8 protein-coding genes are annotated in these 13,518 nt (G+C 36.9%); all 8 read left to right on the top strand.

The genetic code is table 11. The annotated features are described in order from the left end of the window. Positions 1-54: 54 nt before the first annotated feature. Entirely contained in the window at positions 55-1,707 is a 1,653-nt protein-coding gene (locus IGJ11_RS07710; protein WP_438772476.1) for a sensor histidine kinase, read from the top strand. Continuing rightward, positions 1,704-3,221 carry a response regulator transcription factor gene (locus IGJ11_RS07705; RefSeq protein ID WP_010737757.1) on the top strand — a complete coding sequence of 506 codons (1,518 nt, stop codon included), beginning with the start codon at positions 1,704-1,706 and terminating at the stop codon, positions 3,219-3,221. The genes IGJ11_RS07710 and IGJ11_RS07705 overlap by 4 nt, the downstream gene beginning before the upstream one ends. A 226-nt stretch (positions 3,222-3,447) precedes the next feature. Further along, complete coding sequence (locus tag IGJ11_RS07700) at positions 3,448-4,416, top strand: ABC transporter permease (RefSeq protein WP_063627236.1); 969 nt, start codon at positions 3,448-3,450, stop codon at positions 4,414-4,416. Between the two features lie 13 nt (positions 4,417-4,429). Further along, positions 4,430-5,347 (top strand): carbohydrate ABC transporter permease, encoded by a 918-nt coding sequence (locus tag IGJ11_RS07695; protein ID WP_010737756.1) that lies wholly within the window; start codon positions 4,430-4,432, stop codon positions 5,345-5,347. 16 nt (positions 5,348-5,363) lie between these two features. After that, positions 5,364-6,803: an ABC transporter substrate-binding protein gene (locus IGJ11_RS07690; protein WP_207431953.1), complete on the top strand. Its 1,440-nt coding sequence runs from the start codon at positions 5,364-5,366 to the stop codon at positions 6,801-6,803. A gap of 72 nt (positions 6,804-6,875) precedes the next feature. Next, a complete protein-coding gene (locus IGJ11_RS07685) occupies positions 6,876-9,950 on the top strand; it encodes an alpha-mannosidase (RefSeq protein ID WP_438772474.1) in 3,075 nt (1,024 codons plus the stop codon). Then, positions 9,943-12,180 carry a glycoside hydrolase family 3 N-terminal domain-containing protein gene (locus tag IGJ11_RS07680; RefSeq protein WP_207431957.1) on the top strand — a complete coding sequence of 746 codons (2,238 nt, stop codon included), beginning with the start codon at positions 9,943-9,945 and terminating at the stop codon, positions 12,178-12,180. Before IGJ11_RS07685 ends, IGJ11_RS07680 begins: the two co-directional genes overlap by 8 nt. Then, positions 12,149-13,501, top strand: a complete 1,353-nt coding sequence (locus IGJ11_RS07675; protein ID WP_207431958.1) for an alpha-L-fucosidase — start codon at positions 12,149-12,151, stop codon at positions 13,499-13,501. Before IGJ11_RS07680 ends, IGJ11_RS07675 begins: the two co-directional genes overlap by 32 nt. The last annotated feature ends 17 nt before the right edge of the window (positions 13,502-13,518 follow it).

Genomic DNA, 13,518 nt, shown 5'->3' with positions numbered 1-13,518 from the left:
ACGAGGATTAAACATAACCTTTTGAAACACGCTTTTAATCGTTACATGTTGTGGATGAGCGTTAGTTTATTAGTGTTATTCTTTATTATTTATCTCATCACAGTTTCTTTCCATCAAAAAAGAGATGAAAATCTAAAGGAAATCAACTTAAATTTTTATACAGAAATTATGATGATGAAAAATGCAACAGATAATATGTTGGCGCTTTTGTATGCGGAACAACCTGATTTGGAAGATTTGAGGCAAATTACTAATTTATCACTCGCGGAATACTATGAATACAAAACGACTACTTACATGAAACATGCCGGTTCAAAGTATAATGGAACCCAAAATTTTGTTAATCAGTCCTTTAAAATGAATGATTATTTGTCAACTGTAGTTATTTATCATGCGCAAACGAAACGTAGCGTAGTCTTTCAAAAAGATCAGACAACCACGATGAAAAAAGTGGATAAATTTCATCTAGCAGACCCAAACGATATCGAAAAGATAAAAAAGCAAATTTTTAAGATAAATAAGAATAGAAATCTGATTGGATTTCACAAAGAATTACATAAAGAAACAGATTTAAGTTACGCAGCAGATGTCTATTTTTATTATGATATTTCTCCATTATTTGAAAAGATTCATTATCAAGTGTTAAGAAACAACGGCAATATTCAAGTTTTCTACAAAAACAACTCTATTCCACCGGAGATAAAATCAAAATATGTTCTAGACCAACGTCAAGCAGAACATTACGTGGTTACAGCCACGACAAAGTATGCCAATGTTTTTACAGAATATTCTTTGATCTATACTGTCTACTCTTTTTTTGCCATCCTTGTGTTTTTAGGTTTTTTCCCATTTCTATTTCAGTATTTGCAAAAAATAGAGGGAAGACTCTCTCAACTAACTCAAAAAATTACCAAAGTAAAAACAGGGAATTTTGACCCTGAAAAGTTCGCTCAATCAGACGACTATAAAAGTGATGATGCGATTTCTTTGATCTCTTCTAGTATTGATGAATTAGCGTATCAGTTAAATGACCAGATTCATCAAGTTTATAAAAGTAAGATTAAACAAAAGGATTATCAGATCCAAAGTATTCGGTCTCAGATCAATCCACACTTTCTTTACAATACGTTAGAAGCAATTCGAATGAAAGCAGAACTAAATGAAGATCACGCAGTGGCAGGAATGCTCTTAAATGCTGCAACATTATACCGTAAATTGATCAAGGGAAAAGATGTCATTTGTTTAGCGGAAGAACTGGAATATTGTGATGCTTATCTTAGTCTTTTTGAAATACGTTTTGAAGATGCACTATTTTATGATATCGTTTGTGATCCAAGTCTTGAATCTTTGCTGATTGAGAAATTTACGATCCAACCAATCATCGAAAATTTTATTCATCACGGGATTGATTCGCAACGCCAAGATAACTTCATCGAGATCCATTGTTTTGAAAAGGATGATCGGTTATACATTGAAGTAGTAAATAACGGAAAGCCAATTCCAAAAGTAGAAAAACAAAGAATCCAAAAACAACTTGCTCAAAACAGTCATGATCTGGAGATGACTGCTTCTACTGGCTTATTTGGGGTAGATTATCGAATCAAACAACGCTTTGGTCATCAGTATGGCGTAACATTTACTACGCAAGAAGATTATGTGAAATTTCAAATCACCATGCCTAAAAAAAGAGGAGGGGAGATCGTGTGAATGTTTTACTAGTTGATGATGAACCGTTAATCACAGAAGGAATTGAGAAACTGCTAAAAAAAACAACCGGTAACACAAAAAATTTCACGACATTTAAAACAACTTCCGGTATTGAAGCATTGAAAATCCTAAATGAGGTAGCTATTGATATTTTATTAACAGATATCAGAATGCCTGATATTGATGGATTGGCACTTGCTAAAAAGGCACGTTGTGTACAAAAACAAATAAAAATCATCTTTATCAGTAGTTATGATGATTTTAGTTATCTGAAACAAGCCATTCTCATTGGAAGCAGTGATTATCTTTTAAAACCAGTCGATCCTATTGAGTTAGCCACTACTTTTGGGAAGTTGACAAGAGAAATAAAAGAAGAAAAACTCTTTCAGCATTTGAAGAACAATCAACAGATTGATGTGTTTCGTGTCAATTTGTTGCGGAAATTGCTGCATCAAGAAATTTCGTCAACGGAATTAGCAAAATGGCAGGACATCCTTGAACCAATCACGGATTGGCAAAATTATACCATCACTTACCTAGAAGGTGCTTTTTATAATGATAAACTTTTTGAACGTGTTTCTGAGCAGTTATCGGTATTATTCGTCCAACCTTATAGCCTTTTATTGGAACCGAATAAACTTCTTTTGTTTTTTTCTCCTAAAGAAGAACAACATTATCGGTTAAGTATTCAATATTTATGTGAGACATTTGATTTATTTGCGGTCATCGGTAGTGGCTGCCATTCATTAATTGAGATCACGCATTCTTATCGAAGTATTGAACCATTTATGGAAAGTAAAAATATTTTGGAAAACCCATTAGTCATTGATCTATTTCCTAAAACTACATTGATCAACGAATACCAACTAACGCAGAAAATTTATTTTAAAAGTTTAGCTTATCTTGAAAACCAATCGATTGAAGCATTCCAACAATTAGCTATTGCCAATATTGATCAATGGAAAGACCATCCGATTCAGTCGTTAGTATGTCATTACTTGCTGATCGCACTTCACAAAGGGATTGCTACTCTGGAAAAACAAGAACAAGCTTATCAAGAGTTACAACCATTGATCTACGCATTAAAGACAGCAGACAAATCAGTTTTTAAGAAAAAGATAGGTACGATCTGTTCAAAACTGACTGAAATAAGTTGTACCACAAAAAGTCATTCTCCAGTGATTGACCAAATCTTATATCTAGTCAATCAGGATTTCACGAAACGCTACTCTTTAAAATCATTAGCTGAGCGATTTCATATGAATCCAGCCTATCTTGGACAGCTTTTTTTAAAAGAATTGAATATGAGTTTTAGTGAATATGATAAAAAAATTCGTATGAGAGAAGCCAATCAGCGAATCAAAGAGAGTACGGAAAGAATTACTGTGATCGCAAAAGCCTTAGGATATGATGATATCAGTTTATTTTATCGTCATTATAAAAAAGAATACGGAATAACCCCCAATAAAGCACGCAAGTTCGAAAATGAAAGAGAGCCGTTGAACCTAAAATGAAAAATCATTCTTTTATCATTTTTTATGACTAATAAAGGCGTAGCAAAACCAATAATGAAATCATGAATCATTTTTCGAGAAGAGTGATATTCCAGACTCTTCTTTTTTGTGTCTTTATTACATACAAAAAATATTGTCTATAATTTTGCCAATAAATCTATAAAATCGCAAATTGAGAAAGCGCTTTATTTACTTTATGATAAACGTAGATAAGGAGTTGAACAGGATGGAAGAAAATTTAGCAGCAACATTTGTCAAAAAGAAGCAGGAAAATCGTGTGTTAAAAACATTTAAAAAAAACCGACCTTTATTTTTCCTTTCTTTACCAGGAATCATTTGGTTTGCGATATTTTCCTATTTTCCACTTTTTGCGATTTTAGTGGCGTTTAAAGATTTTCGATTAAGTGGTAATTTTTTTGAGAGTTTTATGAAGAGTGATTGGGTCGCTTTTAAAAACTTTGAATTTATTTTTAAAAGTGGGAATGCTAGCCTGATTATTCGCAACACGGTTGGTTATAATGTGCTGTTCATTGTTATGGGAATCATCGTGCCATTGATCCTTGCATTATTGTTAAATGAAATTTTCAGTAAGCGACTATCAAAATTGTATCAAAGTGTCATGTTTATTCCTTACTTTCTTTCGATGGTCGTTGTCAGTTATATCGTATTTGCATTTTTGGACCCGACAAATGGGTTTATCAATCAGTTTTTGATAAGTATTGGGAAAGAGCCGATCCAATTTTATATGCAAGCAAAGTATTGGCCTTATATTTTAGTCGTTGTACAAATGTGGAAAACGATGGGCTACAATATGATTATTTTTTTAGCCGCAATATGCGGGTTTGATAAATCTTATTACGAAGCAGCTAATCTTGATGGAGCAACAAAATTCCAACAAATCTGGTATGTCACGATTCCTATGTTGAAACCGGTGATCATTATGTTGACGATTTTAGCAGTAGGGGGGATCTTTCGGACAGACTTCGGATTGTTTTATCAAGTGCCAAAAGATTCAGGGGCGCTTATCAATGTGACACAAACCATTGACACTTATATCTATCGCGGATTGTCGTCTATGGGAGATATCGGTTTATCGGCTGCTGGTGGACTGTTGCAGTCAGTAGTTGGTTTCTTTTTAGTGTTAGGAACCAACATGATCGTCAAAAAAATCGATAAAACACAAGGAATCTTTTAAGGGAGGAAAAAGAGTGGAAGCAAAAAAAACACTAGGTGAATCTTTGAACCGATTTGGACGAATCAGTAAAAAAAATAACCTTTTGATTAGTCTGGGTTTAGGGATATTGACCTTTTTAACTGCTGTTCCTTTTATTTTAGTTTGTATTATCGCCTTTACTGATTCAGAATCGATCCAACGAAACGGGTACCGACTGCTACCTGAAAAATGGAGCCTAGCAGCTTTTCAAGCAATTTTTGAAGAAGGAGCGATTTTTTCCGCTTTCGGTACAACGATTTTCATTACGATCATTGGGACCGTCATCGGTGTGTTTTTAATGTCGACCTTTGCGTATACCCTTTCTCGAAAGACTTACGCTTATCGAGGGTTTTTATCAAGGTATTCTTTGATACCCATGTTGTTTAGCGGTGGGATGATTGGTAATTACATTGTGGTTGTGAATGTTTTAGGGTTGAGGAACTCTATCTGGGCATTGATTTTACCTTTGTGTATGTCCACGTTTTCAATCATGGTTTTGAAAACGTTTTATCAAATGTCTGTCCCAGAAGCATTGATTGAATCAGCATATATCGATGGTGCCAGTGAGTGGTTGATTTATTTTAAAATCGTACTTCCGTTATCGTTACCAGGTATCGCAACCATTGCCTTATTTTTAACCTTAGGCTATTGGAATGATTGGTTTTCAGCATTACTTTATACCGATAATAATCAATTGGTACCGTTACAGTATTTGTTGATGAAGATGGAGAATAATATTGAATTTATTGCAAACAATGCTGGAAAAATGGGGATGACCCAAACCGGTGCTTTACCCACTGAAACGATCAAAATGGCGGTGGTAGTAGTAGCTACTTTACCGATCTTGATTGCATATCCTTTTTTTCAAAAATATTTTATTGGTGGTTTAACTGTTGGCGCAGTGAAAGAATAGTATAGGAGGAAAAATAATGAAAAAATTTGTATTGCTAGGAGCTGCATTATTAGCAGGAGGTCTTTTAACAGGATGTTCAAGTAACAAAACCAGTAATGCGAGTGAGTCTGGTACGGTGGATCTTACTTGGTACATAACGGGTATTCCACAAAAAGATGTGGCAAAAGTGAATGAGGCGGTCAATAAGTATACAAAGGACAAATATAATGTCACAGTGTCTCTTAATCAAATTGACTGGGGTGAATATGACCAAAAGATGAGCGCACTGGTCAATGCCGGAGAAAGCTTTGATCTCGCATTTACTGCTTCTTGGCTAGGAGGATTTAATTATTTAACCAATGCTCGAAAGGGCGCATTGTACGATATCACAGAATTACTTGATAATGAAAACCAAGGATTAAAAGCTGAAATCTACGAGAATTTTTGGAAAGGTTCCACCATTGATGGAAAAATATATGGGGTACCAGCGCAAAAAGAAATCGCTGCTACGGAATATTTTGTCTTCAATAAAGAACTAGTTGATAAATATGATGTTCCGTACGAATCAATCAAAACCTATGATGAACTTGAACCATGGCTCAAAACGATCAAGGAAAAAGAAGGAATCAATCCTTGGTACATGTCTGAAGGTTACCGAAACCCTTATAAATTCGATGAATTATCAACATCCGTTGGGATCAACCTTGAAGGAGATGAAGGGAAGATCGTCAATTATTATTTTGAGAAACCATACGTTGAACGGGTTGAAAAAGTGAGAGATTTTATGAAAAAAGGCTATGTGAATAAAGATGCAGCACTGGCAAAACAAACCGATATTGTTGGGAAAGAATGGTTTGTTACTTCAACCGTGATGGGACCACTTGATACAGCAACAGTCAAAGACCAAGTGAAAAAAGATGTAGTGGTAACGCCTATGGTAGATTCAATTGTGACGAATGCTTCAGCAATGGGTGGCGGTACGGTGATCAGTGCGAACTCGAAACATCCAAAAGAAGCGATGAAGCTATTAGAAGCTGTGAATACCGACGAAAAATTGATGAACCTCTTATCCTATGGTATTGAAGGAATACATTATGAAAAAACTGGGGAGAAGACAATCAAATGGTTAGATGCTCATAGTAATTATACGATGCCATTTTATATGTTTGGGAATTACTTCAATCTTTATCACCAAGAAGGTGCGCCAACAGACGAATGGGAAGTGTTGAAATCTTATAATGAGCAAGCAGAAGCATCCCCAGCACTTGGATTCAACTTTGATACGAAAGCTGTGACAACGCAACTTGCTGCTTTGAATAACGTACAAGAAGAATTTAAAGCATTGATCAACACTGGCTCAGTTGAAACACAAGAGAATTTGAATAATATGAAGAAAAAAATGAATGCGGCTGGACTAGATGAAATTATCACGGAAATGCAAACACAATATGATAGTTGGAAAAAAGAACAAAAATAATACAGATAGTACAAGCCAGGAGCTCAATTTTTTTAGTTGTTTCCTGGCTTTTCACTAGAAAAGAGGAATAGTGTGAAAAAATTACTAGAATTTGAACGTGTGCAACGAATCATCATAGAGTTAAAAAAGAACATGATCAAAACTGCGATACCTGTAGAGAATTTAGTTTTTCATTCTGAAACGGGGACAAAAGAATTTGAAAGAGGTGCTTATTTTGGCGAAAAAAATCAGTACTATACAATTGCAGGAGAACTCTGTTTACCAAATGAATTTCAAAATCAAACAGTCGATTTAGCAATCTTTTCTTCACTAACTGAATGGGATTCAACGACAAACCCTCAAATAAAAGTGTATTTTGATGATCAGCTGATCCAAGGATTAGATGTTAACCATAGGACTTTGCGGTTACCCAAAGAATATGCCTCAAGAGATCGGATTCCATTGCAAATCGAGGTTTTTTCAGGTCGGGAGGAAAAAAAATATCCTTTGACGGTTGAGCTAAGGTTGATCGATCCTTTGACTTATGAACTCTATTACGATTTGTTCGTGATATTGGATAGTTGGCGATCGCTAAACGAGCATGACTCGAATTATATCTATTATGAAAGAGAATTAGGACAAGTAGTTGATCAATTGAATTTTTATAAACCTTATAGCTCAGAATATTATCAAGGATTAATGAAAGCAAAAGAACACTTAGAACGTGCATTTTATCAAACAGGCTTAGTAAAAAATGCTCCTCGTGCCTTGGTTGTTGGTCATACACATATCGATTTGGCTTGGTTATGGACAGTGATGCAGGCGGTTGAAAAGGGAGAACGTAGTTTTTCGACTGTATTGAAATTAATGGAGGAATATGATGAACTGACTTTCATTCAGAGTCAACCACAAATGTATCAATTGATCAAAGATACCTATCCGCAACTATATGAGAAAATCAAAGAAAAAATTGTTGCAGGCAAGTGGATTCCAGAAGGGGCTATGTGGGTAGAAGCAGATTGTAATCTTGCTTCAGGTGAATCATTGGTCCGTCAATTTCTTTATGGGAAACAATTTATACGCGAAGAGTTTGGTCAAGAAAGTCAAATTTTGTGGTTACCAGATGTTTTTGGCTATTCTGCAGCTTTACCGCAAATTTTGAAAAAAACAAACACGCCCTATTTCATGACAACAAAACTTTCTTGGAATCAATTCAATCAGATCCCTTATGACAGCTTTTTTTGGCAAGGAATAGATGGTAGCCGAGCGCTAACTCATTTTATTACGACAATCAGTGACGGTTATAGCCCGACACCTTATTATACGACTTACAATGGACTACTCGATCCTTATACGGTGAAAGGAAGTTGGGAACGCTACTTAGATAAGGATGTCAATGACAGTATTCTGATCGCTTACGGTTATGGAGACGGTGGCGGAGGACCAACACGAGACATGTTGGAAACGTTGAAACGCATGAAAAAAGGTTTGCCAAGTATGCCCCAAGTCATTGAAAGCACAGCGATTGATTTTTTTGAAGAACTCTCAGAAAAAATGACCAAACATCAGGAAAAAGAGTGGCTCGGAGAACTGTATTTTGAATACCATCGAGGAACGTATACCTCCATCGGGAAAAACAAGCGCAACAATCGATTTGGTGAAATGTTATTACAGACAGTTGAAAAATTATATAGTATCTTTGCCCGAGAAAAATATCCAGCTGAAATGTTGGAAAAATCATGGAAACAATTATTGTTAAATCAATTCCATGATATTCTTCCAGGAAGCGGAATCAAAGAAGTTTATGATCAGACAGATATTGATTATCACGAACTTTTCACTGAAATGAATCAATTAATTGACACAGTGTTGCCAAGTCACGATGCAGGACAGTTTCTTTATCTGTTCAACCCTAGCGGAGTAAGTGAACAAGTCATCGTTCCATTACCACTGGAGTCAGGAGAATGTCTGGAACATCAAGGTCAGTCGATTGTCAGCCAAAAAACGTATGATGGACAATTCTTAGGACGATTCGATCATTTACCTGCTCTCGGTGGGAGTTATTACACTATTGTAAAATCAGATCGTGAAGTCACGACTAAAACGGAAACCACTCCTTTAACTAAGCAATACGAGACACAAGACTTTAGTCTTTTATTCGACGAACACTATCGTATGATCAGTGCATTCGATAAAAAGAACCAACGAGAAATCGCTGGTAAGAAAGCAGTGAACGAACTACTGGTTTACGAAGATCTGCCTTTAAATTATGATGCATGGGACATTGACTTTTACTATAAAAATAAACCAACAATCATCACCGATATTCAAGAGGCATTAATTGTTGACCAAGGTCCGATTAGGGATACGTTGAAAATTGTTAGAAAGTTTTATGATTCGACCATTACGCAATACATCCATTTGATTCACGGAAAAGCACGAATCGATTTTGAAACGAAGGTTGATTGGCAGCAAAATCATAGTCTCCTTCGAGCGGAGTTTCCAGTGCCTGTTAATGCCTATCAAGCGACTTATGATATCCAGTTTGGCAATCTACAACGACCGGCGCATAAAAATACTTCGTGGGACAAAGCAAAGTTTGAAGTATGTGGACATAAATGGGTCGATCTATCCGATGATGGCTATGGGATTTCATTATTGACAGATTCAAAGTATGGCTTTGATGCTCAATACCAACATTTAGGAGTCTCATTGATCAAATCCGCCACAGATCCTTATGAAACAGCAGATCAAGGAAATCATCAGTTCACCTACTCGCTTTATTGCCATGCTCAAACGTGGAAGGAAGCGAAGACCCAAGAAAAAGCTCGTCAATTAAATATCCCTTGTTTGGCTGTTCGTCAAGAACAGAAAACTTTACCAGAAGGTTCGTGGGTGAACTGTCAAGAACGAAACATTTGTCTGGAAACCTTAAAGAAAGCTGAAACGGATGGATCCATCATTATGCGGGCTTATGAATTTGAAAATCGCCAAACAACAACGGTCTTGAAGTTTTCTCAGCCAATACAACATGTGCAGATTTGCGATCTATTAGAAAACCCAATTGAAACGGTCGCTTTAGATAATGATCATGAAGTTACTGTGGTGTTCAAACCTTACGAGATCCATACCTTCAAAATCCAATTAAAGGAGCAGAATGATGGGTGATTTGCAAAAATTGTTGCAAAAAATGACACTAAAAGAAAAAGTTGGACAATTGAATCAACGATTGTATGGCTGGCAAGTCTACGAAAAAAAAGACGGAAAGCTTTTTTTGACGGACTATTTCAAAAATGAAGTGAAAAAATATGGCACGGTCGGTGTCATTTATGGGGTATTTCGTGCCGATCCTTGGTCTGAAAGAAATGAGCTGACTGGATTAACAACCAGTGAGGCACAAGAAGTCAGTCAGATGATCCAACAATACATGAAAAAAGAGACCCGTTTAAAAATACCGGTCTTATTATCCGAAGAATGTCCTCATGGGCATCAAGCCTTAGAAGCCACCACTTTGCCAACGAATTTTTCAGTGGGATGTAGTTGGAATCCAGAACTTTACCAACAATTGCAAGAAGTCGTGGCTGCTGAGTTACAGGAAAAAGGGGCTCATCTTGGACTGATTTCGACTTTAGATCTATTAAGAGATCCACGCTGGGGCAGAACAGAAGAATGTTTTAGTGAAGATCCGTATCTAACAGCGGCCTTTACCCAAGCAGCTGTAACTGGTTTACAAAAAGAACAAAAAATTAAAGCTGTGTTAAAACATTTGGCTGGTCAAGGAAACGTCATGGGAGGACATAATTCTGGTCCAGTGGCAATCGGAGAGCGTGAGTTAAGGGAAATCCATTTACCCGCTATTCGAGCAGGAATTAAAGCTGGCGCAAAAGGCTGTATGGCAGCGTATAACGATATTGATGGTGTATTTTGTCACACGAATCCCCATTTGTTACAAGAAATTTTACGAGAAGAATATGGGTTTTCTGGAATCGTCATGGCCGATGGTTGTGCATTAGATCGAGTGGCAGAAACTTGTGGCGATCCATCAATGGCTGCAGCCAAAGCCATCTCTAGTGGAGTTGATCTTAGCTTATGGGACGAGGTGTTTCCTTATCTAGAACAAGCAGTGGCTATTGGGCTGGTAAGTGAAGAAGTGATTGATCGTTCTGTTTTAAGAATTCTTGAGTTGAAAAGCGAATTAGGTCTTTTCTCTAGCCAAAGTTCATCGAAAGTTTCTTTTACTTCGGCACAAAAAGAAACGTTGTGTACAGCTTTGGCAGAAGACAGTCTAGTATTGTTGAAAAATGACAATATATTACCTTTGAAAAAAGAGAAATTAAATCAAATTGGAGTTGTAGGACCTCATGCGAATAATATCTATCATCTATTAGGTGATTACACGCCTTTTAAAAAAATAGCATCATGTTGCAATCTATTGCAGGGGATCGAAGAGCACACGGCAAATTCAACTACCCAATTGGCTTTTGCTCAAGGCTGTCAGATCACAACTGATCTACCTCAAGGACTAGACGAAGCAAATCAAGTAGCTGAAAATGCAGATGTCATTGTCGTGACTTTAGGTGGGTCCAGTGCCAGAGATTTTTCAACGGCTTTTGCTAAAAATGGCGCTGCATTACAGGGATCACAAGAAATGACTAGTGGGGAAAATATTGACCTAGCCTCGATCGAACTACCGGAATGCCAAATTAAACTAGTCAAGGAATTAGCAAAACATGGAAAACCAGTCATTGCCGTTTTGATTGAAGGTCGACCTCATAGTATCTCAGCAATTGAACCATATGTTTCAGCGATTCTTTTCGCTGGCTATCCAGGACAATACGGAGGAAAAGCGATCGCGAATGTTCTTTTTGGGAAAAATCCGAATGGTAGATTAGCGTTTACGATTCCCGAGCATTCAGGTCAATTACCCGTTTATTATAACTATCGAAATACTCAATTTAAAGAAACGTATACCGATTATCCTGAAAAGCCAATCTATCGTTTTGGCTATGGCTTAAGCTATACATCGTTTGAATTGACCGATGTACTCTTTACCGATCATCAAGATCATTCGATTAAGGTTTCTTGTCGATTGAAAAACACAGGTAATCATAGTGGAGCAGAGACGATTCAAATTTACGGGAAAAAACAACAAGGTTTTATTCCCCCACGAGAAAAAGAATTGCTCGCATTTAAAAAAGTACATCTAACCCCATTGGAAGAACGAATGATTGAAATTATCCTAACAAAAGAACAGTTATACTATTTAGATGAAACGTTTAAAGAAGTATTGCCAAGAGAAGTTCATTTGACAGTTGAAACAGTTACCTTTAAACAAAGTATTCAATTATTTAGAAAGGTTGATGATCATGAAAAAAGCACATGGTGTATCCGCAGTTGAACAGGAAAACGAAGACCGTAAGCTGCGAAAAGACATTGTCGAAAACCATCAAAGCGAAACAGATCATTACCAGGAGTTCCCCGCTAATATCCAAAAAAAACTCGATTGGTTTCAAGATCAAAAACTGGGAGTGATCTTTCATTGGGGGCTGTATAGTATTCCCGGTATTGTAGAGTCTTGGCAATTGTCACAAGAAGACAGCTGGGCAAGAAAAATACCTTGGCGCACGAACATGGTCGAATTACGAGAAGATTATTGGGGGTTGATCCATAGTTTCAATCCTTATAAGTTTGAACCAACTAAGTGGGCAAAGCTGTGCCGACAAGCTGGTTTTCGCTACATGATTTTTACAACAAAACATCATGACGGCTTTACAATGTATGATACAAAGTATTCGGATTATAAAGTAACTGCAGCGACATGTCCCTACCATAAAGCGTCTCAAGCAGACATTTTTAAGGCAGTTGTCACCGCTTTTAGAAAGGAAGGACTAGCGACAGGTGCTTATTATTCAAAACCAGATTGGCATAGCTCTTATTATTGGTTGCCAGAAAGAGAAGCGACTGGGCGATACGCAAATTATGACCCAAAAGAGTTGCCTGAAGTCTGGCAGAAATATGATCGGTTTGTTACGAATCAACTCACTGAAATTAGCCAAAATTATGGCCAACTTGATATCTTATGGTTAGATGGAGGCTGGGTGAATCAGGGCAATGAACAACTCGATATGGAAAGAATAGCGAGTGAAGTCAGGCATTCTCAGCCAGATCTCTTGATTGTCGATCGAACCATTGGCGGGGCCTATGAGAACTATGTGACACCAGAAAGAAAAATACCTGAACAACCACCAGTCAAAGTATGGGAAAGCAATATCCCATTAACCAAAAATTGGGGCTATTGGCCAAATGATGAATATAAAGAAGTAGCAGAAGTTATTCTATCATTCGTCCAGATCGTTGCAAAAGGAGGAAATCTACTACTAGGAATCGGACCTAAACCAAATGGAGAGTTACCTACAGAAGCGGTAGCGATTTTAGAAAGACTAGGCGATTGGTTGGAAAAATATGGCGAAGGAATCTATGAGACAAGAGCAGTACCGTTTGATTCCCCTGAAGGCTGGTATGTGACCCAGAAAAATGGCGATTATTACTTTTTTTATAAAGAAAACGCTTCATCTTTATTGCTGTCTGAGGTAGGATTGGATTATAGAAACTTTACCATTCAAGAACTGTCTGAAAAAAATCAGGTAATGGGATCAGAAACTTTAGTACCAGGAAAAACGATAGAGGGCATTGGTTGTTGGCAACTAATGGCAGAATAAGGAGTGGATGCTACTTG

Source organism: Enterococcus sp. DIV0691, assembly GCF_051711145.1.
GTDB lineage: Bacteria > Bacillota > Bacilli > Lactobacillales > Enterococcaceae > Enterococcus_B > Enterococcus_B hirae.
The sequence above is the reverse complement of the archived record's forward strand: the minus strand, read 5'-3'. Positions and strand labels throughout refer to the sequence as shown.